This is a genomic window from Sphaerisporangium rufum (assembly GCF_016863395.1).
Taxonomy (GTDB): Bacteria; Actinomycetota; Actinomycetes; order Streptosporangiales; family Streptosporangiaceae; genus Sphaerisporangium; species Sphaerisporangium rufum.
The window spans coordinates 1-24,906 of the sequence record NZ_BOOU01000041.1 but is presented as its reverse complement, the minus strand read 5'-3'; the positions used below and the strand labels follow the sequence as shown (position 1 = coordinate 24,906).

Below are 24,906 nucleotides of genomic sequence, written 5' to 3'. Positions count from 1 at the left end.
GATTCACTCGCCGGTCTCCATCTTGGCCAGCCGCCGGGCGTACATCTGCATGACGTCGTCGCGCGCCGAGGTGCCGCGCTCGTAGTCGATCATGGCGCGGAGCTGGTCGGCGGACTTGCCGCGCATCCGGGCCCGCAGCGAGGCCACGGTCAGCTCCGAATAGCCCGGCAGCGGCTCGGCCAGGGTGGCGGCGGTGCCCGCCGGGGAGTCCGCATCCGCGACTCCGGCCGCGGTGGGCGGTGCGGCGCGCAGCGCGTCGGCCAGCTTCCCCTCGCCGGCCCCGGCCGTCGCCGTCCCGGCCGCGGCGGCTCCGGCGGCCGGCGCGGTGGCGGGCTTGGCGGCGGGCTTGGCGGTGGCGGCGGTGGTGGGGGTGGCGGCGCGGGTGGTCCGGCGCCTGGCGGTCCCGGTGCCGGCCTTGCCCTTGGCGCCTTCGCCCTTGGCGCCCTCGGTCGGGACGCCTTCGCCCTTGGTGCTCCCCGCCGCGGCACTCTCGGTCGTGGTCGCGGCCTCGGTCGTGGCCGCGGACCTGGTGCCGGTCCCGGCGGCCGCGGCCTTCGGCTTCGCCGCGGCCTTCGGCTTGGCGGCCGGGCCGGTCGTCGCGGCGGTCTTCGGCTTGCGGGCGCGCGCGGCCGGCTTGGCGGGCGCCGCGGCGGGGCCGGCGACCGGCTCGGCGGTCTCGGTGGGCTTGATGGGTTCGGCGACCGGCTTCGGGGCCTCGGCCACCGGCGCGGGAGCCTCCGCGACCGGCTTCGCCGGCTCGACGACCGGCTTCGCCGGCTCGGCGACCGGATGAGCGGCGGCGGCCTCGGGCTCGGCGGGCTTCGCCGGCTCGGCGGCGGCGGTCTCGGGCTCGGCGGGCTTCGCGGCCGCGGCGGACCCGGCCGCCGGACGCGCCGGAGCCGCGACCTCGTCCACCGGCGCGGGCGGCTCGGCGGCCGGCTCGGCGGCGGTGGCGCCGGCCTTGGCCGGTCCGGCGGCCGGCTTCGGGGTCTCGGCGGCCGGCGCCGGCTCGGGGGAGGGTGCGGGCTTCGCCGCCGGCGCCGCGCCCGCTCCCGAGGCCTGCGCGGTGCCCGAGGACCCGTTCAGCCCGTCCGGAGCGGCGGCCGGGCGGAAGATCACCGGCTCGCGCCGGGCCGGCTTGGCGGCCGGCTCGTCGCGGGCCTCCTCACGCTCGTCCGGTTCGGTCACCACGACCGGCCGCGCGGCGTCGGCGGCCTCCTCCTCGCGCTCGTCGCGGAACATCCGCTTGATGCCCGAGCGGATGCGGTCGCTCAGCATGAGCGCCTGGCCGACTCCGCCGAGCGCCGTCTGCAGCACGTTGAGGGGGAGGTCCTTGGCCTTGTCCTTCAGCTCACCCGGCCGGACGTTCTTGGTGAGGCTACGGACGATGTCACTGACTGACATGCCGGCTCCTAAGGGGTCTGATTTCCGGACGACCAGTCGTGTTTCGGACTGTGCCGCATGAGGTCGAGGGCGGACGGGACACCGTCGCACGCCCCTTCAAGCATAGGAAAGCAGAAAAACAGGGCGGGCCGGTGGAACTCGGCGGTCCGCGGCAGTAGGGATCCGCGGAGCACATACCATGAGGACATGGTTTCCGAGACCCTCCCGGCCCGTCGTGTCCTGGTCGCCAAGCCGCGTGGTTACTGCGCGGGCGTCGACCGCGCCGTCGAGGCGGTCGAGAAGGCGCTGGAGCTCTACGGCGCGCCGATCTACGTGCGCAAGCAGATCGTGCACAACACCCACGTGGTCAGAACCCTCGAGGAGCGCGGCGCGATCTTCGTGTCGGAGACCGACGAGGTGCCGGAGGGCGCGATCGTCGTCTTCTCGGCGCACGGGGTCGCCCCGGCCGTGCACGAGCAGGCCGCCCGGCGCTCGCTGAAGACCATCGACGCCACCTGCCCGCTGGTCACCAAGGTGCACAACGAGGCCAAGCGGTTCGCGGCCCGTGACTACGACATCCTGCTCATCGGCCACGAGGGCCACGAGGAGGTCGAGGGCACCGCCGGCGAGGCACCCGACCACGTCCAGCTGGTGGACGGGGTGGCCGGTGCCGACTCCGTCCAGGTGCGCGACCCCGACCGGCTCGTCTGGCTGTCGCAGACCACCCTGTCGGTGGATGAGACCAACGAGACCGTCGCCCGGCTGAAGGAGCGGTTCCCCAACCTCCTCGACCCGCCGAGCGACGATATCTGCTACGCCACGCAGAACCGCCAGGTGGCCGTGAAGGAGATCGCCCGCGAGGCCGAGCTGGTCATCGTGGTCGGCTCCACCAACTCCTCCAACTCCAAGCGGCTGGTCGAGGTCGCCAAGGACGCCGGCGCCGACGCCGCGTACCTGGTGGACGACGCCTCCTTCGTCGACGACGGGTGGCTGGCGGGGGTCGCCACGGTCGGCGTCACCAGCGGCGCCTCGGTGCCCGAGGAGCTGGTCGACGGCGTGCTGGCCTACCTCGCCGAGCGCGGCTTCGCCGATGTGCGCGAGGTCGAGTCCGTTCCGGAGAACGTCCGCTTCGCGCTCCCGCACGAGCTGCGCCGCGACCTGCGCCCCGCCGCCCGCTGATCCGCCCGGCACCGCCGCCCGGCGCGCCGGCGCCGGGTCAGTCCGTGGGCTCGCGGGGCGAGCCGTACACCCGGGGTTCGAAGTAGCCCTCCGGCTCGGGAGCGTAACCGGACCCGGCCGCCGGCCGCCGCCGGGCACCCCGCCGCCCGCCCGGGCCCTTCGCCTCCCGCTCGCGGGGCACCGGACGGGTGGCGCCCTCCGGCCCCGCGGCCGGGACGCCATCCCCGCCGGGCCTCGCGGAGCCCGAGGCCACGCCGCCGGCCCTTCCGGGCGCCGGTGTCCCGCCGCCGCCCGGCGTTTCGCCTGCCACGCCCCTGGCCTTCCCGGGTCTCGCCGTCCCGCCGCGCGGCCTTCCGGGTCCTGGCGCAGCGCCGCCCGGCCGGCCGGGCGGCGGCGCCGCACCGGCGGCTGCACCGGTGTCCGGCGCTCCCGCCGGGGCGGCGGCCGCGTCGGGCCGCGCGGCCGCCCGGCTCGCCCGCACCTCGGCCCGTATCTCGCGGACGTTGGCCGGCAGCCCGCGGAACCACGCCACCGCCAGCACCAGAGCCGAGCCACCGAACAGCCACGGGGCACCGGCCGACAGGCCGGTGACCAGGCCCAGCCCGAGCGCCTGTACCAGCGACGGCGCGCCCAGGGCGCCCGTCAGCGCGCTGACCAGGGTGGCGGCGAAGAAGATCACGGGTGGGGTGACCACCAGGGCCAGCAGGTCGCGGTGCTGGACCAGCAGGACGGCGCCCAGGCAGGCGCCGCAGAACACCAGCCCGATGATCATCGCGACCCCGGTGATCTCGGCCGCGATGGTGACCACCAGAATGAGCGCCGCGGCGCCCCGGGCGGTCAGCCGCAGTCCTGGTCGCACTCGCTCCTGTGTCGCCACTGTCGCCCCCTCCGGCCCCGGTCGCCGGTATCGCGGCCGGCGGCCGGCCCTACGACAAGTCTCGCGCCAACTTACCGTTCAGGCGAGGCCCGGGGAACGAGCTTGCCGTCTCTTCACCGGGCGCTTGCCCGACCTCTGCTACCGGCTCCGGATCGCCGTCCGGATCGCCGTCCGGATCGCCGTCCGGATCGCCCGGCACGGGCGCCTCCCGAGTCCCGGAGATCTGGGCCACGTCCGTCTGATCAAGGCCGTCGGGGGCCGGGCCGTCCAGCAGCTCGGGCATGGACGGCCGGCGGGGCTGGTCCTCGACCAGCTCCGGCTGGGGGAGGTCCCCGTCCACCACGCCCAGGTCGTTCAGCCGCCGGGCGCTCACCAGAACCCGGCTCTCCAGCGAGCCGACCGTCTTGTTGTAGGCGACGACCGCGCGGCCGAGCGCCTTGCCCACCGCATCGACGTTGCGGCCGAGCGCGCCGAGCCGCTCGTACAGCTCCTTGCCCAGGTCGAACACCGCGCGCGCGTTGGCGCTCAGCGCCTCCTGCTGCCAGGCGTACTGGGCGGTGCGCAGCATGGTGATCAGCGTGGTCGGGGTGGCGATGTGCACCCGCCGGCCCATGGCGTGCTCCAGCAGCGCCGGGTCGCGCTCCAGCGCCGGGGCCAGGAACGCCTCGCCCGGGATGAACAGCACCACGAACTCCGGCGCCGGCGAGAACGCCTGCCAGTACGACTTGGCGGCCAGCCGGTCGACGTGCTCGCGCAGGTGGCGGGCGTGCGCGTCCAGCCGGTCCTGCTGCATCTCGGCCTCGCCGGCCTCGGCGGCGGCCAGGTAGGCGGCCAGCGACACCTTGGAGTCGACCACGATGTTCTTGCCACCGGCCAGCCGGACCACCATGTCCGGCCGCAGCACGCCGTCCGCGGTGGCCGCGCTCGCCTGCTCGTCGAAGTCGCAGAACCGGGCCATCCCGGCGATCTCCGCGACCCGCCGCAGCTGCAGCTCGCCCCACCGGCCCCGGGCCTCGGGCCGGCGCAGCGCCCGCACCAGCGCCCCGGTCTGGGCCTTGAGCTGCTCGGAGCTCTGCCGGACGAACTCCATCTGCTTGCCCAGCTCCGCCTGGGCGACCCGCTGCCCGGTCTCGCTCTCCCGCAGCCGCTCCTGCAACCGGTCGAGGGTCTCGCGCAGCGGGCCGACCAGGTTCTCCACCGCCTGCCGGCGCTGTTCCAGGTCGCCGGCCGCGTCCGCGCGCACCGCCGCCAGCCGGCTCTCGGCCAGCTCCAGGAAGCGCAGGTTGTTGACGTCCAGCGCCCGGTTGGACAGCGACTGGAACCGCTGGGCCATCTGCTCCTCGACATAGGCGACCTTCTCCTCGGCCGCCGCCGCCCGCGCCTCGGCCAGCGCCGCCCGGCTCTCGGCCGCCGCCGCCCGGGACCGGCCGAGCGCGAAGCCGATCACCAGGCCGGCGGCCAGCCCGGCCAGCAGCTGGAAGGCCAGTGTCGTCACGTCCACCTCCCGCATGATTCCAGTCCCCGGGGCCCGCCGTGGGCCTCCGAGTCCGTCGCGCGTGTCCGATCCGCGGCACGCGCCCCGTAAACTCGGCAGACGTGAGCCTGAGCATCGGCATCGTCGGACTGCCCAACGTCGGCAAGTCCACGCTGTTCAACGCGTTGACCAAGAGCGGGAACGCCCTCGCGGCGAACTACCCGTTCGCCACCATCGAGCCCAACGTGGGCATCGTCGGTGTGCCCGACGCCCGCCTGGCGAAGCTCGCCGAGATCTTCAACTCCGCGCGGGTGCTGCCGGCCAAGGTGGAGTTCGTGGACATCGCCGGCCTGGTCAAGGGCGCCTCCGAGGGGCAGGGCCGGGGCAACCAGTTCCTGGCCAACATCCGGGAGACCGACGCCATCTGCCAGGTCATCCGGGTCTTCACCGACCCCGACGTCACGCACGTGGACGGCGACATCTCACCCGCGCGCGACATCGAGACGATCAACACCGAGCTGATCCTGGCCGACCTGCAGACCCTGGAGAAGGCGCTTCCCCGGCTGGCCAAGGAGGCCAAGTTCAACAAGGAGCGCAAGGCCGCGCTGGAGGCCGCCGAGGGCGCCGCCAAGATCCTCGACTCCGGCACCACCCTGTACGCCTCCGGTACCGACCTGGCCGACCTGCGCGAGCTGCACCTGCTGACCGCCAAGCCGTTCCTGTACGTCTTCAACCTCGACGCCGACGAGCTGGAGGACGCGCCGCTGCGCGCTAGGCTGGCCGAGCTGGTCGCGCCGGCCGAGGCGGTCTTCCTGGACGCCAAGATCGAGTCGGAGCTGGTGGAGCTGCCGGACGACGAGGCGCTGGAACTGCTGCAGTCGGTCGGCCAGGAGGAGTCCGGGCTGAGCCAGCTGGCCCGGGTCGGCTTCGCCACCCTCGGCCTGCAGACCTACCTGACCGCGGGCCCGAAGGAGAGCCGGGCCTGGACGATCCGCAAGGGGGCCACCGCGCCGGAGGCCGCCGGGGTCATCCACACCGACTTCCAGCGCGGTTTCATCAAGGCCGAGGTCATCTCGTTCGACGACCTGGTGGCCGCCGGCTCGATGACCGCCGCCCGCGCGGCCGGCAAGGCCCGCATCGAGGGCAAGGACTACGTGATGCGCGACGGCGACGTCGTGGAGTTCCGCTTCAACGTCTGAACCGGCGTCGTCCGCGCGCGGTCATCGCCCGGCCGGCCGGCCACCCGCTCGGCATCGCCATCTCCGCCGGCCGCTCGGGTCCGGCGGCGTCCGGTGCGGGCGCCGCGGGGGTCAGGCCGGGTGGACGGGTTGCTGCAGCTCGGTGACCCAGTCCGACTGGTCGGTGCCCTTGGCCTCGACGTGGACCTCACGACAGGGACCGGCGGGGGCCTGGCCGTTGGCGGTCAGCCACGCGTGCAGGCCGGCCCAGGTCGCCGCGATGCCCTCCATCGCGCCGAGATGGACGGCGCAGACCGCGGCGGCCACCTCGGGCAGATCGATGACCTCCAGACCGGGCACCGACCCGCCGGTGAAGTCGTAACCGCACAGCACGGACATCCCTTCGTCATGGCCGTCCCAGACGGAGACACCGGTCTGAGGGCAGGCCCCCGCGGCGTCGATCGCCTGCGCGGCCCGCTCGAAGAGCGGCTCGACGACCTCCGCGGCGTTCTGGTCCTCCGGGACCACCGCGCGCAGGCCGGCGAGCCGGCGTGGGGGCAGGGTCTTGGTGACGTACTCGGTCTGCGGCATGGCGGACTCCTGTTCGATGAGGTGGAGACGGTGCTCGACCGAGGCCAGCGCGGACCGTGCCCGCTCGACCTCGACGGCCAGCTGGCTGCGACGCAGCCGCAGCATGCCGCGCAGCTCGGTCGGGTCGAGCCGGTCGCCGAGGATCCGCTCGATCTGCCCGAGGGTCAGGCCGAGGTCCTTCAGCGCGACGATCCGGTGCAACCTCGCCAGCTGGTCCGGGGCGTAGTCGCGGTAGCCGCTCGCGGCGTCCACCTGCGCGGGCCGGAGCAGACCGATGGCGTCGTAGTGCCGCAGCATCCGCACCGACACCTGGCCCAGCCGGGCGAAGTCCCCGATTTTCATGGTGACCATTGGTAGCGCCTCACGCCGTGTCAGGGTCAAGACCGGATGCGAGTCGAGGACGACCTGTTCCGGTCCGGGCGGTCCCGCGTGGCGGAGCCGGCTGTCGGAACTCGACGCCGGCCACGGCCCGGACGACCTGCCGGACGCCTGGCCGCGGCGGGCGGACCGTGAAGCGGCGGCCCGCCCACCTCCCGAGGTGGCCGGGCCGGACGAGCCGGAGGGGACTACTCCTGGACGAAGGCGAGGATGTCGGCGTTGAGGACCTCGGGGTGGGTCGACAGCATGCCGTGCGGATAGCCCTCGTAGGTCTTGAGCGTGCCGTTTTTGAGCAGTTCGACGGACTTCGGGGCCGAGTCGGCGTACGGGACGACCTGGTCGTCGGTGCCGTGCATCACCAGGACGGGGACGTCGATCTTCTTGAGGTCCTCGGTGAAGTCGGTCTCGGAGAAGGCCTTGATGCACTCGTAGTGGGCGTTGGCCGCCCCCATCATCCCCTGCCACCACCACCGGTCGATCAGCCCCTGGGACACCTCGGCCCCGGGCCGGTTGAACCCGTAGAACGGCCCGGCCGGGACGTCGATGAAGAACTGGGCCCGGTTGGCGGCGAGGGCGGCGCGGAATCCGTCGAACACCTCGATCGGGGTGCCCTCGGGGTTGGAGTCCTTCTTCACCATGACCGGGGGCACGGCCGCGACGAGCACGGCCTTGGCGACCCGGCCGGGCTCGGCCCGCGCCACATACCGCGCGACCTCGCCGCCGCCGGTGGAGTGCCCGACGTGCACCGCGCCCTGAAGATCCAGCACGCCGGTCAGCACGCTGACGTCGGCGGCGTAGGTGTCCATCTCGTGGCCGGTCGCCGGCTGGCCCGACCGTCCGTGCCCCCGGCGGTCATGCGCGATGACGCGGTATCCCTTGTCGAGGAAGTACAGCAACTGGGCGTCCCAGTCGTCGGAGCTGAGCGGCCAGCCGTGGTGGAAGACGATCGGCCGCGCGTCCCGGGGACCCCAGTCCTTGTAGAAGATGGTGGTGCCGTCCGGCGTGGTCACAGTGCTCATATCGGTTCCTTCGCTGATCGCGCGGTCGATGATCGTGAACCGGGCACTCGCCGGCAACGAGGTCAGGCCGGCCGCCACGGCCTGGACGCGGGCCATGGACTTCGTCCGCCGGCCGGAGCACGAGATTCGCGCAGATGCGCCCGGTGGTTGAGTGGTACCCCGGGCTCGGCTCGCGCACCACCTCGAAACCACCAGGACGGCCCGAGTGAGCCGGTCGGTCACCCGACGAGGGCCCGAGGGTCGCGCCCGTTGATGTTACTAACATCAACGTTAGTAACATCGATGTTAGTAACACGTGCCGAGTTCCCCCGCAGACTCAGGCGCGCACGGTGCTGGCGGCGAGCGGAATCGACTCTCCGGGACTGGACGCGGCTACGGTCCGGGCGACCTGCTGGCCGCCTGGCCGCTGTGAGCGGACCGCGGGCCCCGCGGCCCGCTAGCGCACGAGATCTTCGGGGTGGGGGGCGGCCTCGACGATGTGGGCCAAGGCGTTCTTGAGGTCCTGGAGGCGGCCGGCGCCGACGACGGCCGCCCAGCGGGCCTCCATCTCGGCGAAGTAGGCGTCGCTGACCTCGGCGGCGCGGGTGCCCCGGTCGGCGTAGACGACGACGCGGCCCCGGCCGTCGGCCGGGTCGGGCACCCGCCGCACGTAGTCGCGCTTCTCCAGGTACGCCACCAGCTCGCTCATCGCCTGTGGGGTCATTCCGGCGCGGCGGGCCAGCGTGCCGGGCCGGGTGCCGTCGCAGTCCATGAACCGGAACACATTGAGGCAGTGGGTGGGCCGCAGGTCGTCGTACCCGGCCTGCACCAGGTAGCGGTACAGGCCGTCCAGCATCAGGTCGAACGCCGCGCTGATGAGCTGCGGCATGAACGGCTCCGGCCTTGCAGATACTTCGGACACCTTATAAAGTCACCTTCTAAGGTTACTGAACTAGTGTCACCATATCTGATCGGGGGCCGTCATGTCTCAACCACAAGAGCCGTCCATCTCCCGCCCGACCACCGCGCGGTCCCGTCCGACCTGGCGCAAGGTCGCCCGGGTCGTCGTGGCGGCCGTCCTGATCCTGCTCGGCGCGCTGTGGACGTTGCAGGGGACGGGCATACTCCGGATCGAGCCGATCATGTGCGTCGCCGACTGCCGGCCGGTCACCGGCGGGTCGGCCGGCTGGACGGTGGCCGGCCTGGTGACCCTGGCCATCGGGTTGCTGGTGCTGCTCAGGCCGCGCCGGCGCTGACCGGCTCGACCCCTGCCGGCCGGCGCCGGCGGCCGGGCGCGGCCCGTGCCGGCGGGAGGGGCGCGTCCGCGCCGGTGCCGTCACAGGGCGGCGGACAGGGTGTCCAGGAAGCGGCGCACCGCCTGCTCGTCGCGCTTGTAGAAGTGCCAGGGGCCGATCTTCCGGCGGGTGACCAGCCCTGCCTGGTGCAGGATCTTCAGGTGGGCCGAGACGGTGGGCTGCGACATTCCCGCGCGGTCCTGGATGACCGACACGCACACGCCCTCCACGTCGAAGTCGCCGACCGCCTGGGGCCCGAAGTTGCCGGCCGGGTCTTTGAGCCAGCGCAGGATGTCCAGCCGGGCGCCGCTGGCCAGAGCGCGCAGGACCTCCGCGTCGACCCGCAGTTCCACGTCGCTCATGAGAACAGGGTACCCGCGAACCCGTCTAGATAGAGATATCGCTATTTAGCTATATAGCGATGCTACGATGGGCGTGCGCCGGTTGATCACGGTCGGCGCTGCTACCTACCCGGGCTCGCATCGGCCCGGCGGCACAGAGGGGTATCACCATGCAGATCGGCGTTCTGGGGACCGGGCGGATGGGAGTCCGGCTGGCGGCGATGTACGCCGCGGCGGGCCACCAGGTCGTGCTCGGCTCCCGCGATCCGGCTCGGGCCGGCAAGATCGCCTCCGGGCTCGGCCGGGCGAACCTCACCGCGGGAGGATACGAGCAGGCACTGGACGCACCGGTGGTGCTACCGGCGATCTTCATCCGGGACGGGCTGCTGGACCGGCTGGAGGCCATGCGGGACGCGCTCGCCGGCAAGATCCTGATCGACATCACCAACCCGTTCAACGACGACTACACCGACTTCATCACCCCCTGGGACACCAGCGGTGCCGAGCAGATCGCCGCGCGCCTGCCCGAGACCCGCGTGGTGGGGGCGTTCAAGAACGTCTGGTGGGAGGTCTTCGACGCCCCCGAGTTCGACGGCACGGTCAGCGACGTCTACGTCGTCTCCGATGACGAGGAGGCCAAGGGCCAGGTCATCGCGCTCGGGGAGGGCACCCCGTTCCGCCACCTGGACGCCGGGCGGCTCGCCAACGCCCGCACCGTCGAGCGGATGACGCTGCTCAGCGGCGAGCTCGGCCCGCGCTACGGCTTCTTCCCGCGCATGAACTACAAGCTGCTCGGCGAGCCGTGGACCCCCGGCCAGGCCGACCACACCGTGGGCCCGCTGATCGCGTGAGCGGCGTCCTCGGCCGCCTGGCGGCCGCCGGCCTGCACCTGCCGGAGCCGCCCGCGCCGCTCGGCGCCTACGTCCCCGCCCGGGCGGCCGGCGGGCTGCTGTTCCTCAGCGGGATGCTTCCCCTGCGCGACGGAGTCCTCATGGCCGCCGGGCGGCCGGGACAGGCACCTGACCTGGAGCGGGCCAGCGACGCGGCCGCGCAGGCGGCACTGAACGCGCTGGCGGTGGCGCACGCGCACACCGGGCTGGACGCCGTCGCGGACGTGGTACGGCTGGCCGTGCACATCGCCTGCCCTCCCGAGTTCGCCGGGCACGCCGCCATCGCCGACGGCGCCTCGCGGGTGTTCGACGTCGCCTTCGCCCCCGCCCGGCACAGCCGGCTCGCCTTCGGCGCGAGCTCGCTGCCCGCCGGCGCGCCCCTGGAACTGGAAGTGGTCATGGCCCTGCGCTGAGCGGCCGCCTCCGGAATCGGTGGTGCCGGCCGCCCCGTGCGCGGGGCGGGGGCGGCCGGCACCGCTCACCCGGCCGGTCCCCGAACGTCCCGGGGAGCTCAGCCGGGCGCGACACGGCCCCCGGCGGGCCGGTCACCGGAGCCGCGGATGCCGCCGTTCCCGCCGCCCGGCCGGGGCCGCAACCGTCCGGCCACGACGAGCAGGGCGGCGCAGGCGACCAGGATCGGCCCGGCGACGGCGGGATCGTAGTGAGAACCGCCGTTGGGGAACAGCCCGTCGCTGACGTTGACCATGTCGTGGAACAGCACCGCGCCGAAGACGCTGCCCCCGTCGTGGACGTAGAGTGTCACGATCATCACCCGGATCGCCACCGTGGCCACCCCCTGCCAGGCCACCCACATCCAGTCGTGACCGGTGTGCCAGGGCAGCACGTGCACCGCCGCCCACACCACGCCGAGCAGGACTCCGGTGCCGAGCGTGCCGTAGCGCCGTAGCAGCGGGTCGGTCGCGTACCCGGTCCAGCCCGCCTCCTCGCAGACGGCACCGACCAGGAACGCCAGGGCCAGCAGCGGGATCGCCGCCGGCGGGATGTGCGGCTCGGGCAGCGGGCGGCCGGTCGCCCGCATGACGAGATAGGCGAGGGTCAGCGAGGCCGGCATCAGCAGCACGAGTGGCACGTACCAGGCCCGGCGGGTGATACGCCGGTGGTCGGCGAGCCGGGCCAGCAGCCGCCGGACCCCGATGGCCCCCTCGGCGCGGTGTACCAGGAGGGCGGCCACCACGATCGGCGAGACGAACTGCAGGGCACTGGCCGGCAGGTTCATCGGCAGCCAGGGAAGGGGCCCCGCCACGATGTCCAGTGCCCAGAACGGCACGCCGGTGACCGCCATCAGCAGGCAGAACAGCAGCGGCGAGCGGGACGGCGGCATGATTCCGCCGGCGGTCGCCTCGCGGCGGGGGCCGCTCATCGGTGCACCGGGGGCGCGGACACTCGGCGCGCTCCACACGCGTCCATCGTGGCCGAACCTACCAGGTGGCCGGACATTATGATCACGCCGGTTCAGCGGCCGATGCGGGCGGCGGCGGGTGATCCGGGGGTGGGGAACCAGCGCAGGACGGCCGCCGACTGGCCGAGCGTCCACAGCGCGTTGCACACCCAGTACACGAGCAGCGCCACCGGGACGACGCCGCCCGCCACCAGCAGCCCGAGCGCCGACAGCGTGGGCATCATCTGCTGCGCCCGCACCATCATCTCGGGGGCGTCGGCGAGCACGGTGTTCGGCGCCACCAGGTACCGCTGGGTGACGTACGACAGCAGGGCGGCGGTGCCGGCCAGCCCGGCGACCACGAGCAGGTGCGTCCAGCCGCCGCCCAGATAGCCGCGCTCGGCCAGCGGGACGCCGAGCAGGGTGGCCGTGCCGAGCGACGCGACCAGGTCCGGCCCCAGCGCGCCCACCGGCACTCCGGCCGCGACGTCGGAGAGCAGGTGGTACAGGGCCATCCAGAACGGCAGCTGCACCAGCGCCGGCAGGCAGCCCAGCCGGGACATCCGGTGCTCGGCGGCGATCCGGCGCCGTTCGGCCATGAACGCGCGCACGCTCTCCGGGTCCTTGCGGCCCCGGTGGCGCCGGGCCAGCTCGTCCAGCCGCGGCCGCGCCCGGGCGGCGGCGTGCGCCGAGCGCACGCCGTACGCGGCCAGCGGAAGGATGGCGAGCCGGACGGCGGTGACGACGGCGGCGACGCACAGCACCCAGGTGGCACCGGACGCCGGATCGGCGCCCAGCGAGGTGAGCCCGGTGTGGGTGGCCGCGGCGACGGCGGCCAGGGCATGCGAAAGCGGATCGAGCAACGACATGAAGGGATCTCCTGGACGAGAGACGGGAATGGGCCGTGAGGCTCGCCCGGGGGCGAGCGTCAGGCCGGTCCAGGAGCGCGGGGCCGCAGCGGGTGGTGCACCGGGTCGGTGACCCGGCCGGGCAGCACGGGGGGCGGGTCGTCGCGGCCGGGCGGCACTGTGCTCACCGCGCGGGCCGCCAGCGCGCCGCAGCGGTTGGCCACCCGCACCAGCACCGCCAGCGACAGCGCCATGGTGAGCACGGCCAGCGTGACGTTGCCCGGCGCGTCGGCCGCGAGCAGCGCCGGGGACAGCAGGATGAAGGCGACGCCGGCCACGGCGGCGAGCAGCACGCGGACGCGCGCCGCGGTGTCCAAGGCCCGCCGGTTCATGCCTTGATCCTACGCACCGCCCGCCGCCCACGGCGGGCCGGGTCCGTCGGCGCCCGGCGCCGGTCGTGCGGTACGTGCCCGCGCCCGGGAGTCCAGGCATCCTTGACCGGCCCCCGCGGATCGCGCGACCGGCCCGTTCAGTGCTCCCGGTAGAAGTCGGCGAGGGCGGTGAACGCGGCCTTGGGCTCCCAGGGCAGGTCCGGGTAGGTGGCGCCGAGCCGGTCCTCGTACACCTTGACGATGCCGTAGCTCGCCAGGTCGAGGTCGTCGCGCGGATCGCCGTCCGGGCGGTGCACGTGGTCGTACAGCGCGAAGGTGAACACGAACGCGGCGTCCACGCCGCAGGCTTCGAAGACCTCCAGCAGCTCGCGGACGTAGGCAGCCTGGCCGGCCTCGTCGCGGGCGTACTCGCCCTTCAGCCGGACCGGGCCGTCGTCGTCGTACTCGACGATCTCCAGGCCGCTGGCGCCCCGATCGCCGGCACCGCGGTAGCCGGCCGAGCCGAACTCGGTGATCGCGACCGGCCTGCCCTGCGCGACCAGGGCGCGGACGCCGTCGGCGAACCGGCCGGCGACCTCGGCCGTCCGGTAGAGGTCCACGGACGTGATGTCGAACAGGGTCCAGTCGACGCGCTCCAGCGGTACGGCGGCGTAGGTCAGCCGCCCGCCGAAGCGCTCCCGGACCAGCGGGACGGCCTCGCCCAGGAATTCGTTGACGCGGTCGCCGACCTCGCCGAGCCGCTCGCGGAGGAAGTCCGGTCGAAGGAGCGCCGCGACCCGCTCGTCGATGCTGCCGCCGGGCACGAATCCCGGGTTCATCAGGCTGAGCTCGGCACCGGTGACGAACACGACCTCGGCGCCACGTCGCCGGAGCCGTTCCGCGCGCTCGGCGCAGTCGGCGAACATCGCCAGCATCTCGCCGGCGGCCAGTTCGAGCGGGTAGGGAGAGAACCAGACCTCCAGCCCGAGATCGGCGGCGTACCCGGCCGCGAGCTCGATCCGGTCCGGGTCGCCGCCCATGACACGCACCGCGGTGCAGTGCAGGTCGTCGCGGATGACGCGCAGCTCGCGCTCCACCACGCGCGGGTCGAAGTGCCGGCGAGAGGTCTTCCCGTGCCGGACGAACCCGGTGTCGTAACTGATGCCTTTGGCGCGCATGCGTCATCGCTTCCCTTCGCCCGATTTAAGGTACGTAACGTACCTTAGTTGCCGGACAATGAGCTGGGCAACCAGAATGGCAAGGTACGCGCGGTACCGAGCAAGGAAGGGGAACATGGCCGACGATCCGGGAACGCGGTCAGGAACGGGACAGACACGCCGGCGTGGCGCCGCCCTGGAGGAGGCCATCCTGCGGGCCGCGGTGGACGAGCTCACCGAGTCCGGATACGCCGCCCTGACCATGGAGAAGGTCGCCGCTCGGGCCGGTACGAACAAGAACGCCGTCTACCGCCGCTGGCCGAACCGCCTGGCACTCGGCATCGCCGCCTACCGGCAGCTGTCCACGACGGTTCCGCTCCCGGACACCGGCGAGCTGCGCGGCGACGTCCTGGCGTTCCTGCGGCTGGCCAACCGCCACTGGAGCTCTCCGCTCGGCGCGATCCTGCGCGAGCTGCTGTCGGCGGCCGGCGGCGCTCCGGAGCTGCTGGCCCGGATGCAGGGCCAGTCCGGCGACGCCGCCGCCGCGCCCTGGCTGACCATCCTTGGACGTGCGGTCGCCCGGGGGGAGGCGGCGCCCGAAGCGCTCCATCCGCGGGTCGCCACGGTGGCCATCGTCCTGCTGCGCAACGAATACGTCGTGCGGGGCGTCCCCACCGCGCCGGACGAGGTGCTCGTCGAGATCGTCGACGAGGTGTTCCTGCCGCTGGTGCGCCGGCGCGGCCCGTCCTCCGGCTGAGCGGTGACTCTGTCCCAGCAGGGCCGGTTGCGGATGGAAGCGCTGATCACCCTCGGCCGGCTGGACGACGCCGGCCCTTGGTGGTCGCGCGCGGCGCCGGTCGAGCTGCCGCCCGAGCCGGAGTGCCTGCTCGCCCCGCCCGAGGCGCCGGGCGGGATCGCCGTACCGCTGATGGGGGTGCTCGAAGTGCGCATCCACCCCGGCCACCTCGGCTTCGGCCTGGGTGACGGGCGGCGGGACGGGGTCATCGGCAGCTGGCAGCGGCTGGCCGACGGCTCGGACTGGGATCCGGTGAGCCTGCTGGTCGCCCTGTACGCCGTGCCGCCGGTCACCTACAACCTCGACCTGCCCGGCTGGATGCCCACCATCCAGCTCTCCGCCTACATCCGCCGGCTGCCCGCGCCGGGGCCGCTCCGGGTCCGGCTGGCGGCCACCGACGTGGGCGGCGACCGCATCGACCAGTCGGCCCAGGTGTGGGACGCCAAGGACCGGCTGATCGCCCAGTCCACCCAGCTCGCCGCGGTGCGGGTCCCCGCGGCCTGACCGTCCGCCGGCCGGCACGCGTCCCGGACCCGGCGCCCGTCCCGGACCTGGCGTCCGTCCCGGACCCGGTGCTCGGTCACCTCCGGTGACGTCCGGAACCTCGACGGCCCGCCGGGCGGGCGGTGTGGTGCCGGTTCGCCGTCCGGCGATGTCCGGAACGCCGGGCCGGTTCCGACGTCCCCTCCACAGAACGACCCGTGGAGGAGAAACGTCATGAACACCAACGAAGCCCTGGCCGGCCGATCCCCGGCGGCCCGCCGGATCGGCACGGCCGCCCGGTGGGTGCTGCAGATCGTGCTCGCCGCGCAGTTCGCCGCGGCCGGCCTGCTCAAGCTCGCCGGCGACCCGCAGATGGTCGCCATGTTCGGCCAGATCGGCGCCGGCCAGTGGTTCCGGTACCTGGTCGGCGTGCTGGAGGTGGCCGGCGCGGCGGGACTGCTCATCCCACGCCTGGCCGGCTGGGCCGCGCTCGGGCTGGCCGGGCTGATGGCCGGCGCGGCGGTGACCAACGTCGCCGTACTGCACACCGGCCCGCTGCTCCCGCTCGCCTACCTCGCCGCCGCCCTCCTCGTCGCCTGGCTGCACCGCGCCCGGCTCCGCCACGCGATCGACCGCTGACGCCCGGCGGCCGGCACGGGACGACGCCGGCACGGGACGACGCCGGGGCGACATCCCCGGCGCGGCGGGGGCCATCCCGAGCCGCGATTCTCCGGGCCGCCCCAGAGACATGGCGGGCGCCCGGATGATCGACTGGGTCCCCTCCGACGAGAGGAAGCAGACGATGCGGCAACACGATCGGCGGGCGATGATCGGCACGGCGGCCGCGCTGGTCGCCGGCGGCGTCTCGGTGACGGCGGCCGGCCGGCCGGCCCGGACCGGGACCTCCGGAGAGCAGGCCCGGGAGTCGTTCAAGGTGGTGGACCGCCGGGGCCGCCAGCGGTTCCTGGCCAGCGCCGCCAAGCCACCCGTGATCATCGGCGGGAAGACGTACCCCGCCGACCAGCGCCAGGGACCGGACGGCACCTATCTCATCTTCAACGATGAGGCCGGGAACGAGAAGGGCGGGATCATCGCCTCCTCAGTGGGGGCGAGCCTCTCGCTGGACTACCCCAACGCGCAGGCGATCACCGTGGCCACCCGCTGGGCGGGCACGAACGGCGCGGCGGTGCTGGAGATGAAGCAGATGCCCGACCCCGCGCTCCCGCCCGGCCAGGTGCCCGCCACTCCCGCCCGCGTCCAGCTCGGCTACAGCACCCCGGATGGGACTTTCCTGGTGCTGAACGACTCGCGCGGCCGGCCGCGGATCGTCCTGGAGATCGACGGCGACGACCGGCCCACGATCAAGATCCTGGACGCCGCCGGCGAGGTGGTCTCCCGCCTCCCCGCGGCCTCCGGCACCTCGTGACCCCGGCCGGCGATCACCCGTGGCGGTCGTCGTAGAACCAGACGGCGGCGATGAGGGCGCACAGGCCGATGAAGACCAGCAGGGTGGCGGCGGGATGGTGGCCGGTCACGCGGTGAGCGCGAGCAGGGCCAGCGACTCCTGCGCGGCGATCTCGCCGCACAGCTGCGGCCAGTCGTCGCCGTCCACCGTACGGGCGGCGCCCAGCTTCTCCGCGGCCTCCCCGAACCGCTCCTGCCGGGTGGCCCACAACCGCCCGGCATCCGACCGGAAGATCCGCCATCCCGGAACGGTGTCCCGGGGTGCGGTGGTGATCGCGTCATTGGACATGGGTGTACTCCTGCGCGTTCTCCGGGCCCTGCGGTTCTGTGCACATCGCCGACAGGGCGCCTTGTGACGGACGCACCACGCTGAGTAGCGAATGCGTGCGGCGAACGTAGAACGCGGAGCGCGGAACGAGTTTCACAGCCCTGTGAAACTCAGGCGGCAAATCCCCCCATACGGCGGGCGAGCAGGCGTAGCTGTGGCGAAAGCCGGCGCCGTACGTCCAGCAGGCGAGTCACCGTCTCGCGGGCCATCGGATGATAACGGGTTCGCTGCGCCGCGAGCCGTTCCGCGGTCAGTAGGCTCTGAAGGGCCTGGTCCCACCTGCCCGCCCAAAGCCATGCGCGGGACAGGTCGATGTAGTGGTGGGAACTGCGTTCGGCGGCCAGCGACGCCGGCAGTCGCAGGCCCGCTCCACGCCGGATCGCCTCGTCGGCGTCTCCCAGTTCCACCGCCACGGCGACGTCATGGATAGCGGCGTTGGTGGGTCCGAACAGCAGGTCGTAATCCTTGGTGTCCACTCTCACCCGGGTCGCGAGTTCGTGCGCTGCCGACATATGGTCCCAGGCCAGGGTGGCCCGGTTCGTCTGTGCCGCGAGGACCGCCGCGCGCAGGTGGACGGTTCCCCGGACACTCAGAGTGGGGCTGTCGGACCGATCGGACTCCAGGGCCGCGCGTACGTCGTCCAGTAAACGGAGACCACCGTCGTAGGCGCCGGAGGCCACGAACGCCATACTCCGCCGCATGCGGGCGACATGAGGAAGCAACGGATCGTCGGTGTGCCCGGCCGCCCACGCCAGGCGTTCGACGGCGATGTGGAAGAGGTCCAGGTACCCCAGCTTGTACGCCATCGAATCAGCGGCGCTGTACGCCGTGGTCAGCAGGTGGAAAGCGGTCGAACGGTCCTCGCCGCCCATCGTGTGGACATGGGTGATCAGCTCTTTGATCAGCGACGGCAGCGCAGTACCCAGCTCGACATATCGCGCTCCCTGCCGTAGCCGGGTGCAGCGGTCGACTTCCCGTCGCAGTTCGTCCAGCGGGCGAGGTGGCACATCGCGCCCAGGGGTGACGTCCCAGTACACCAATGCTTCCCGAATGTCGGGGATCGTGGCGTGTATGCGGTCGGTCGCGGCGGTCCGGCCGCGATACGGCTGCCCCGTCAGCTCGGTCACCTCGACATGAAGCGCGCGGGCGACGGCTCCGGTGAGCGAACGGGTGGCCGGTTTGTGGCCACCCTCCACCTGGCTGATCAGGCTCTTGGAACAGGGGACCCGATCGGCCAGTTGCTGTTGGGTCAGGCCGCGAAGTTTGCGCGCATAGGCGATGCGCCGCCCGATGGTGTCATCGGCGAATCCGGCCGTTTCACGCTCGCCCATCGGTTCCGCCCTTCCGTCAGGCTCGAACGGCTCCCAGGTTAAGGCGCGCCACCGTACTTCTCCACGGCCTGCCCGCGCAGGCGAAAGGGGAATCGGCGGCTACCGGTCAGCGGTAGGCGGCGAGGGCTTGGGCGGCCATGGAGGCGGTGAGGTCGGGACGCCCGTAACCCGAGGTGCGCAGGGTCAGGTAGACGGTGAGGGTGACGTTGCCCTGGCGGATCAGGATCTGGCTGCGGTACAGCGGGGTGTCGACGATGACCTCGCGCCGGATGTAGCTGAAGGACTCCTCGCCGAGCTTGGGACCCTTGCGGACCTTCGTCCCGGGATTGCGGCGCGGCTCCTCGGCCATCGTCTTCAGCATGCCCAGGTACATCTGGTGGGCCTGGTCGGCCGTCGGCATGCGGGTGGCGGTCACGTTGATGAAGGAACCGGTGTCCTCGCGCTGCCACATGCACGCGGACTTGGTGAGGAAGCGTTGCTTGGCCTTGCCGCCGAGGATCTTCGTCGCCTGCTGGACGCTCAGCAGGCGACACGCCTCCGGTTCCTTGGTATAGCGGATCTGATCGTCGCGGGCCTTGGCCGGATTCTCGCGTCCCGCCTCCGGCGTGGCGCGTCCGGTTCGCGCCGCCCCGGTCTCCGGCAGGACGGTGTCCGGTTCGCTCAGCACCCACACCAGGGCGGCGCCGCCGACCACGATGGCGACGCACACCGAGATGGCCAGGCCGGTGAGCAGCGGCGAAAGGAACCCGCCCGGCGCGCGCCGGCCGCGGCGGGTGGGCGGGACGGCGGACGGCCCGGGCCGCCCGCTGCCGGGGAAGCGGGCGGATCCCGGTGCGCCCGCCGGCCCGCCGGACGGCCGCACCCCCGGGTGAGGGCCGGCGAGGTGCGGCCCGGGCCATCCCGCGGCGACGCCCGGCCCGGCCGGCGGGCGCGGGCCGCCGTGCGACGGGATGCGCGGATCGGAGGCGTGCGCGCCGCCGTGCGACGGGGCGCGCGGCGCGGAGGCGGCCGGGCCGCCGTGCGGCGGGGTGCGCGGTCCGAGGTCGTGGGGCGGGGTGCTCGATCCCGAAGGGTACGACCGCCCGGGCGGCGGGGTGTGCGGTCCGGAGGCGTACGGCGAAGGGTGCGGTCCGGACGGGTGGGCCAGGTCGGGCGGGACCGCGGCAGGCGATCCGGCGGCGGGCCGGCCGGCGCCGGCGGCGATGGGGCGGAGCAGGGCGGCGGCGCGGTCGGCGGGCAGCCGGCGGTCCGGGTCCTTCTCCAGCAGGCCGGTGATGACCGGCGCCAGCGGCCCGGCGTTGCGCATCGGGTGCGGCTCGTACAGCAGCACCGCGGCCAGCACGGCGGTCTGCCGTTCCCGCGCGTAGGGCGACCGGCCCTCGACCGCCGCGTACAGGGTGGCGCCGAGCGACCACAGGTCCGACTCGGGGCGGTCGTCGGCGCCCTGCAGGCGTTCGGGGGCCATGAACCCGGGCGAGCCGGAGACCAGGCCGGTCTGGGTCAGCGTGCTCTCCCCGGCCAGCACGGCGATGCCGAAGTCGGTGAGGACCACCCGCCCGTCGTCGGTCAGCAGGATGTTGGCCGGCTTGACGTCCCGGTGCGTGATGCCGAGGCCGTGCGCGGCGGTCAGCGCGTCCAGCAGCCGCAGGCCGATGGCGGCGACCCGGCCGGGCGGCAGCGGGCCGTGCTCGCGCACCGTCTGGTCCAGGGAGTGGCCGTGCAACAGTTCCATGACGATCCACGGCCGGTCGCCGTCCACCACGACGTCGTGCACGGTGACGATGGACGGGTGCGCGCGCAGCCGGGCGGCCGCGCGCGCCTCGCGCAGGGTGCGCTGGAACAGCTCCGCGGCGGCGGCCTCGTCCAGGTCGGGCGGCAGCCGTACCTCCTTGACGGCCACCTCCTGTTGCAGCAGCTCGTCGGTGGCCCGCCACACCGTGCCCATGCCGCCCGTCCCGAGCGAGGACGTCAGCCGGTACCGCCCGGCGAGCAGGTGGTCGGAGGGCACGGAGGGTGCGGTCACGAAAGGGAACATAGCGCCCGGCAGTCCGGTGTTCCCGGCGAATCGCCCCGGACGCCGGGACTGCGGCGCGCCGGAGGCGGTCGGCGGATAGCAATGCATGGCCGTCAGGTAACCGGGCTCGTGGGGCCGCGCCGCGTAGCGTGCCATGCGGGCGGGAACGGACCATGCGGGTCTCCCGCCGGCGCGGAGCCCGGCCGGGCTCTCGCCCGGTGAAGGGCGGTGACGGACGGACGAGCGTCAGGAGGCAGGGTGCGGGCGGTCCACGGTTCCGGTCGCCATGCTCCGCGCTCCGGCTGCCACTCCCTGTCCGCCGAATCCCGTTTTTCGGACATTTCCCCTGTTTGTCGCCCGGTTCATCGCCGTGTTCCGCGATGTGCCGGCGGCCCGCCGGAAGGGGCTTCTCCGTCCGTCCGGCGTACCCGCGCATGCCTGCCGATCCGGGGGTTCACTTCGCAAAACCGCAGGAAGACCGACTTGGTCTGCTACGGCGTTGCCTGCAGCATGGGCGCGACTTTCCTGAGACAATTGGTGAGGCCGCTAAGGTGAATACTTCACCATGGTCGACAGGATCGAAAGTAAGACGACAGCGCGCCGGCCGGGGGGACCGGCGTGAGCGGAGGCGTGATGGCTCGCAGGTCGAACGTCCAGCACGGTCCGCGGACCGCTGGCGAAGCCGACCCTTCCACGTACCCTCTGACGCCCTACGATCCCGATCCTGAGCCCATGCCTGGGCGAGGGCGGGCCGCGCCGCGCCGCCGCGGCGGGTGGTCCGGCGGCGGCGGGCGGTGGCTGGTGTGGATCGGCCGGGCCGTGCTGTGGGCGCTGATCGTGGTGATCGTCGTGAACGGCGTGCGCGCGCCCATCGAGCGCTTCACCCAGGGCGACCAGCCGACCGGCGCACCGGTCGCGCCCACCTCCAGCGGTTTTCCGGAGGCGGAGGCAGCGGCGTTCGCCAACCAGTTCGCCCTGGTCTATCTGAATTTCGACGGCACCAAGCCCGACCAGCGCATCCAGCGATTGAAGCCATTCGTCGCCGAGGGCGTCGAACAGCTGGGGTGGAACGGTCTCGGCAGGATGGGGGCCGGTGCCGCGCAGTTCAGCGGCATCGAAGTGCTGGACAAGCAGAATGCCGTGGTCACCGTGGTGGTGCAATCCGAAGCACAGCGGTGGAAACTGTCGGTGCCGCTTTATTACGCCGATGGGCGGTTCGTGGTGAACGGCCGCCCGGCGCTGCTGCCGGCCGGTGGCGCCGCGGCGCCGCCCCAGCAGCCCGAGCCCGACCGGGACGAGAGCACCGAGGCCGAGCTGCGCCCGCAGCTGGAGGGCTTCTTCAAGGCGTACGCCGCCGGCGACGACACCCAGCTGCAGCGGTTCGTCGCGCAGGGCGTGACGCTGGACGGGTTCGGCGGCAAGGTGACGCTGGACGACCTGGCGAGCGTCGTGGCCCCGCCCGGCGGCACCACCCGCGAGGTCATGGCGAAGGTCGTCTGGAGCCTCGCGGGCAGCGGGAGCCCGTCGCCCGGGCCGAATTCCACCGATCCGGCCGCGCAGGCGGGCACGCTGGAGCAGGCGTACCGGCTCACCGTGGAGAAGCAGGGTGACAACTGGTACGTCAAGGACATCCGTGGCGCTACCCGGCCGGTGGAGTGAGACCGGGGTGGCGAGGGGCAGCGAGGAAGGGTCGATGGGAGCGCGCGGATCCCGGACCGGCCGGCAGGCCGGCCCGCGCGACCACGAGCAGGAGGGCCAGAGTTGATAGTCAGAACGATCATGGAGGGCGCGCTGGAGGCCATGGCGCCCTCCGCGCCGCCCACCGGCGGCGTGAACACCGCGGGGCTCGCGGACTTCCTGCGAAAGTTCTTCGCCCCGCTGTTCCTCGTCGTGGTCTCGGTAGTGGCGATCTTCTTCCTCTTCACCCGGGAGATCACCAGGTTCGTCCAGTTCATCATCCTGGCGATCGCCATCGGAGTGATCTTCTACGTGCCCAACATCATCGAGGTGACGGCCCGGGCGATCGCGGGGGCGCTCGGCATCAAGTGACCACGACCGGATGCCTGTGACACGGAGAGGAGGATCGGGTGGACCTGCCCACGTACACCAACATCTGGCGGATCGAGAAGCGGCTCTACAAGCTGTACGACCTCCGGCTGCCGATGCCGCTTCCCATCGTGTGGATCGGTGTCTTCCTGGGCGTGCTGGTCCCCTGGTCGCTCCTGCTCGCCCTGGTGGGCGTCCCGCTGGAGACGCCGTGGCACGTGCTGTACCTGGTGCCGCCGGGCATCGTCACCTGGCTGTCCACCCGTCCGGTCATCGAGAGCAAGCGGCTGAACGAGCTGCTGCAGTCGCAGCTCCGCTATATCGGCGAGCCCAAGGCCTGGTGCCGGCTGGCCCCGGTCGAGGAGCCGGACGAGATCACCTTCACCGCGCGCGTCTGGCGGGCCGGCCCGCAGGCCGCCGCGGTCCTGGCCGCCGGCACCGCACCGGCGGCCGCCAGGGCCCGCCGCGGCGGCCGGGCCCGGCCCAAGCACACCGCGCCGCGGCGGCGGGCCGGGCTGCCCGCGCTGCCCGCGTCCGGCGCCGCCGGACGGCTGCCGTCGGTCAAGCCACAGCCGCGCCCTGAGCTGCCGGCGCCCGGCGAGATCCGGCCCGCCGTGGCCGCCGCGGCGGCGGCGGTCACCACGCTGCCGGCCGTCGAGCCGGGGCCGGTCGGACCGGATCGCGCCCGGGTCACCTGGCGTGGCACGGCGGCCGGCGTGCCCGTCACATCACATCCGGTGGTGGAGCCGACCCCCGGGCCGCCGGTCTCCCGCCCGACGGTGGAGCGGACCCGCCGAGCGGGGATCTCCCGCCCGGTGGCCGAACCGGCCGGCGGACCGGCGGTGCCCCGCCCGGCACCCGGCCGGGACGACCCGCCCGGCGTCCCGGCGCCGCCCAGGCCCGGGCGGGCGCTGGGTCGGGCGGACCAGGCACCGGCCCGCTTCCAGGACCCGGCCCCGGTCGAAGAGCCGCCCCGTACTGAGGAGCCGGCCCGCGCTGAGCAGCCGGTCCGCATCGAGGAGCCGGCCCGCGTTGAGGAACCGGCTCGGGTCGAGCAGCCGGTCCAGGTCGAGCAGCAGGTGCGTGCCGAGGAGCCGGCCCGCGTTGAGGAACCGGCCCGTGCCGAGGAGCCGGCCCGTGCCGAGGAGCAGGTGCGTGCCGAGGAGTCGGTGCGTGCCGGGGAGCAGGTGGCCGGGGAAGACGGGGCGGGCAACGCGGAGCCGGGGCCGTATCGGCCGGCGACCGTGCCGCCGCCGATCGGCACCGAGGCGCTCCGTCGGCTGCGCCGGCTGGCGGCCTCGGCGGAGAGCCGCCGCGCGTCCGGCGGCGCCACGCCGGAACCGGCGTCCGAGTCCGCAGCCGACCCCACGGCCGCCACCGATGGTCCAGCCGGCCCCCAGGTCGTGCCGGGCATTCCCCGGGCCGGCCAGGCGCGGCTGGGCAGTACCGGATTCGTCGAACGCTCGCCGTTCCCCGCCGAAGGCATCCCCCTGTTCCGCGACCCCGCCCCCGCGTCCTTCGGTTCGGTGCCCGAGCCCGCCGCCCTCGCCGCGGAGCCGGCCGGTACCGCTGCCGAACCGGCTGGTACCGATGCGGAATCCGCCGGTACCGCTGCCGGACCTGCCGCCGCGGGTTCGGCCGCTGCCGCCGCCGAGCCTGAAGTCGCGGCGCAAGAGCCCGCCGCCGTCCGGCAGCGACCGGTCACCGAGCCGGACGCCGGACCGGACGCCGGGCCGGACACGCGCGACGCCGGACGGGAGGAGCCGGTCGCCGGTCCCGTCGAGGCCACCGCACCCGTCGCTGAACCGACGCCGGCGGAATCGGCGGACGAGCCCGAGCGGCCGGCGGTGTCCGGTACCGAGACGGTCCCGCCGGCCGGCAAGGCGCCACGAGCCGGCGGGCCCATCTCCTCGGGCCGCCGACCGCGTGCCATGCCGGACGACCGGGACCAGCACCGCAGGGGGCAGCCACCGCGACCCGGCGGTCTGGCCTCGCGGCCCACGCCCGCCCACCCCGCCGTGATCCCGCCGGCGCGGCCTCCGGCGCGCCCGGTGCCCCCCGCCCCGGCCCGGTCGGCCGAGCAGG

Annotated in this window: 26 protein-coding genes; 12 read left to right on the top strand and 14 right to left on the bottom strand. The window is 73.6% G+C overall.

What is annotated here, in order from left to right:
* Positions 1–3 precede the first annotated feature (3 nt).
* Entirely contained in the window at positions 4–1,404 is a 1,401-nt protein-coding gene (locus tag Sru01_RS13675) for a hypothetical protein (RefSeq protein ID WP_203984760.1), read from the bottom strand.
* Positions 1,405–1,590: 186 nt separating this feature from the next.
* On the opposite strand from Sru01_RS13675, the gene Sru01_RS13670 reads away from it, so the two are divergent.
* Positions 1,591–2,562, top strand: coding sequence for a 4-hydroxy-3-methylbut-2-enyl diphosphate reductase (locus Sru01_RS13670; protein WP_203984759.1), 972 nt, complete (start codon positions 1,591–1,593; stop codon positions 2,560–2,562).
* A 37-nt stretch (positions 2,563–2,599) separates the two neighbouring features.
* Here Sru01_RS13670 and Sru01_RS13665 read toward each other — a convergent pair whose 3' ends face one another.
* Together Sru01_RS13665 and Sru01_RS13660 are read right to left on the bottom strand one after the other, a co-directional pair.
* On the bottom strand, positions 2,600–3,421 hold the full coding sequence (locus tag Sru01_RS13665) for a DUF6542 domain-containing protein (RefSeq protein WP_203984758.1): 822 nt from the start codon (positions 3,419–3,421) through the stop codon (positions 2,600–2,602).
* Positions 3,422–3,488: 67 nt separating this feature from the next.
* Positions 3,489–4,940, bottom strand: coding sequence for a DNA recombination protein RmuC (locus tag Sru01_RS13660; RefSeq protein ID WP_239137397.1), 1,452 nt, complete (start codon positions 4,938–4,940; stop codon positions 3,489–3,491).
* A gap of 95 nt (positions 4,941–5,035) precedes the next feature.
* Here Sru01_RS13660 and ychF point away from each other — a divergent pair, with 95 nt between their 5' ends.
* A complete protein-coding gene (gene ychF / locus Sru01_RS13655) occupies positions 5,036–6,112 on the top strand; it encodes a redox-regulated ATPase YchF (RefSeq protein ID WP_203984755.1) in 1,077 nt (358 codons plus the stop codon).
* 111 nt (positions 6,113–6,223) lie between these two features.
* On the opposite strand, the gene Sru01_RS13650 is transcribed toward ychF, so the two are convergent.
* From Sru01_RS13650 to Sru01_RS13640, 3 genes are all read right to left on the bottom strand, one after another.
* Positions 6,224–7,024 carry a MerR family transcriptional regulator gene (locus Sru01_RS13650; RefSeq protein WP_203984753.1) on the bottom strand — a complete coding sequence of 267 codons (801 nt, stop codon included), beginning with the start codon at positions 7,022–7,024 and terminating at the stop codon, positions 6,224–6,226.
* A gap of 224 nt (positions 7,025–7,248) precedes the next feature.
* Positions 7,249–8,079 carry an alpha/beta fold hydrolase gene (locus Sru01_RS13645; RefSeq protein ID WP_203984751.1) on the bottom strand — a complete coding sequence of 277 codons (831 nt, stop codon included), beginning with the start codon at positions 8,077–8,079 and terminating at the stop codon, positions 7,249–7,251.
* A gap of 436 nt (positions 8,080–8,515) precedes the next feature.
* The gene (locus Sru01_RS13640; protein ID WP_203984749.1) at positions 8,516–8,947 is read right to left on the bottom strand and encodes a MarR family winged helix-turn-helix transcriptional regulator; all 432 of its coding nucleotides are present in this window, start codon (positions 8,945–8,947) and stop codon (positions 8,516–8,518) included.
* Between the two features lie 94 nt (positions 8,948–9,041).
* On the opposite strand from Sru01_RS13640, the gene Sru01_RS13635 reads away from it, so the two are divergent.
* Positions 9,042–9,314 carry a hypothetical protein gene (locus tag Sru01_RS13635; protein ID WP_203984746.1) on the top strand — a complete coding sequence of 91 codons (273 nt, stop codon included), beginning with the start codon at positions 9,042–9,044 and terminating at the stop codon, positions 9,312–9,314.
* Positions 9,315–9,394: 80 nt separating this feature from the next.
* Here the strand turns inward: Sru01_RS13635 and Sru01_RS13630 are convergent, their stop codons facing one another.
* Complete coding sequence (locus tag Sru01_RS13630; protein WP_239137396.1) at positions 9,395–9,715, bottom strand: ArsR/SmtB family transcription factor; 321 nt, start codon at positions 9,713–9,715, stop codon at positions 9,395–9,397.
* A 149-nt stretch (positions 9,716–9,864) separates the two neighbouring features.
* On the opposite strand from Sru01_RS13630, the gene Sru01_RS13625 reads away from it, so the two are divergent.
* Together Sru01_RS13625 and Sru01_RS13620 are read left to right on the top strand one after the other, a co-directional pair.
* Complete coding sequence (locus tag Sru01_RS13625) at positions 9,865–10,545, top strand: NADPH-dependent F420 reductase (protein WP_203984744.1); 681 nt, start codon at positions 9,865–9,867, stop codon at positions 10,543–10,545.
* Complete coding sequence (locus Sru01_RS13620) at positions 10,542–10,997, top strand: RidA family protein (RefSeq protein ID WP_203984742.1); 456 nt, start codon at positions 10,542–10,544, stop codon at positions 10,995–10,997. The genes Sru01_RS13625 and Sru01_RS13620 overlap by 4 nt, the downstream gene beginning before the upstream one ends.
* A 98-nt stretch (positions 10,998–11,095) precedes the next feature.
* Here the strand turns inward: Sru01_RS13620 and Sru01_RS13615 are convergent, their stop codons facing one another.
* From Sru01_RS13615 to Sru01_RS13600, 4 genes are all read right to left on the bottom strand, one after another.
* Positions 11,096–11,965 carry a CPBP family glutamic-type intramembrane protease gene (locus tag Sru01_RS13615; RefSeq protein WP_203984740.1) on the bottom strand — a complete coding sequence of 290 codons (870 nt, stop codon included), beginning with the start codon at positions 11,963–11,965 and terminating at the stop codon, positions 11,096–11,098.
* A gap of 92 nt (positions 11,966–12,057) precedes the next feature.
* Complete coding sequence (yidC, locus tag Sru01_RS13610) at positions 12,058–12,852, bottom strand: membrane protein insertase YidC (protein ID WP_203984738.1); 795 nt, start codon at positions 12,850–12,852, stop codon at positions 12,058–12,060.
* Positions 12,853–12,911: 59 nt separating this feature from the next.
* Positions 12,912–13,223: a hypothetical protein gene (locus Sru01_RS13605; RefSeq protein ID WP_203984737.1), complete on the bottom strand. Its 312-nt coding sequence runs from the start codon at positions 13,221–13,223 to the stop codon at positions 12,912–12,914.
* A 137-nt stretch (positions 13,224–13,360) separates the two neighbouring features.
* Complete coding sequence (locus Sru01_RS13600; RefSeq protein ID WP_239137395.1) at positions 13,361–14,380, bottom strand: glycoside hydrolase family 113 protein; 1,020 nt, start codon at positions 14,378–14,380, stop codon at positions 13,361–13,363.
* Positions 14,381–14,495: 115 nt separating this feature from the next.
* Between Sru01_RS13600 and Sru01_RS13595 the strand changes: the two genes are divergently transcribed.
* The 4 genes from Sru01_RS13595 to Sru01_RS13580 all read left to right on the top strand — a co-directional run bounded on the left by Sru01_RS13595 (position 14,496) and on the right by Sru01_RS13580 (position 17,064).
* Positions 14,496–15,116 carry a TetR/AcrR family transcriptional regulator gene (locus Sru01_RS13595; protein ID WP_203984735.1) on the top strand — a complete coding sequence of 207 codons (621 nt, stop codon included), beginning with the start codon at positions 14,496–14,498 and terminating at the stop codon, positions 15,114–15,116.
* A gap of 3 nt (positions 15,117–15,119) precedes the next feature.
* The gene (locus tag Sru01_RS13590; RefSeq protein ID WP_239137394.1) at positions 15,120–15,659 is read left to right on the top strand and encodes a thioesterase family protein; all 540 of its coding nucleotides are present in this window, start codon (positions 15,120–15,122) and stop codon (positions 15,657–15,659) included.
* Positions 15,660–15,872: 213 nt separating this feature from the next.
* Complete coding sequence (locus tag Sru01_RS13585) at positions 15,873–16,277, top strand: DoxX family protein (RefSeq protein ID WP_203984733.1); 405 nt, start codon at positions 15,873–15,875, stop codon at positions 16,275–16,277.
* Between the two features lie 163 nt (positions 16,278–16,440).
* Positions 16,441–17,064, top strand: coding sequence for a hypothetical protein (locus tag Sru01_RS13580; RefSeq protein ID WP_203984729.1), 624 nt, complete (start codon positions 16,441–16,443; stop codon positions 17,062–17,064).
* Positions 17,065–17,169: 105 nt separating this feature from the next.
* On the opposite strand, the gene Sru01_RS13575 is transcribed toward Sru01_RS13580, so the two are convergent.
* From Sru01_RS13575 to Sru01_RS36205, 3 genes are all read right to left on the bottom strand, one after another.
* Positions 17,170–17,391 (bottom strand): hypothetical protein, encoded by a 222-nt coding sequence (locus tag Sru01_RS13575; RefSeq protein WP_203984727.1) that lies wholly within the window; start codon positions 17,389–17,391, stop codon positions 17,170–17,172.
* A gap of 149 nt (positions 17,392–17,540) precedes the next feature.
* The gene (locus Sru01_RS13570) at positions 17,541–18,761 is read right to left on the bottom strand and encodes a helix-turn-helix domain-containing protein (RefSeq protein ID WP_203984725.1); all 1,221 of its coding nucleotides are present in this window, start codon (positions 18,759–18,761) and stop codon (positions 17,541–17,543) included.
* 106 nt (positions 18,762–18,867) lie between these two features.
* Positions 18,868–20,784, bottom strand: coding sequence for a serine/threonine-protein kinase (locus tag Sru01_RS36205; RefSeq protein ID WP_275412167.1), 1,917 nt, complete (start codon positions 20,782–20,784; stop codon positions 18,868–18,870).
* A 723-nt stretch (positions 20,785–21,507) separates the two neighbouring features.
* On the opposite strand from Sru01_RS36205, the gene Sru01_RS13560 reads away from it, so the two are divergent.
* The 3 genes from Sru01_RS13560 to Sru01_RS13550 form a co-directional block, all read left to right on the top strand.
* Positions 21,508–22,434, top strand: coding sequence for a conjugal transfer protein (locus tag Sru01_RS13560; RefSeq protein ID WP_239137392.1), 927 nt, complete (start codon positions 21,508–21,510; stop codon positions 22,432–22,434).
* Between the two features lie 120 nt (positions 22,435–22,554).
* Positions 22,555–22,824, top strand: a complete 270-nt coding sequence (locus Sru01_RS13555; RefSeq protein ID WP_203984881.1) for a hypothetical protein — start codon at positions 22,555–22,557, stop codon at positions 22,822–22,824.
* Positions 22,825–22,862: 38 nt separating this feature from the next.
* On the top strand, positions 22,863–24,906 hold a 2,044-nt coding region (locus Sru01_RS13550; RefSeq protein ID WP_275412166.1), incomplete at its 3' end, for a TcpE family conjugal transfer membrane protein.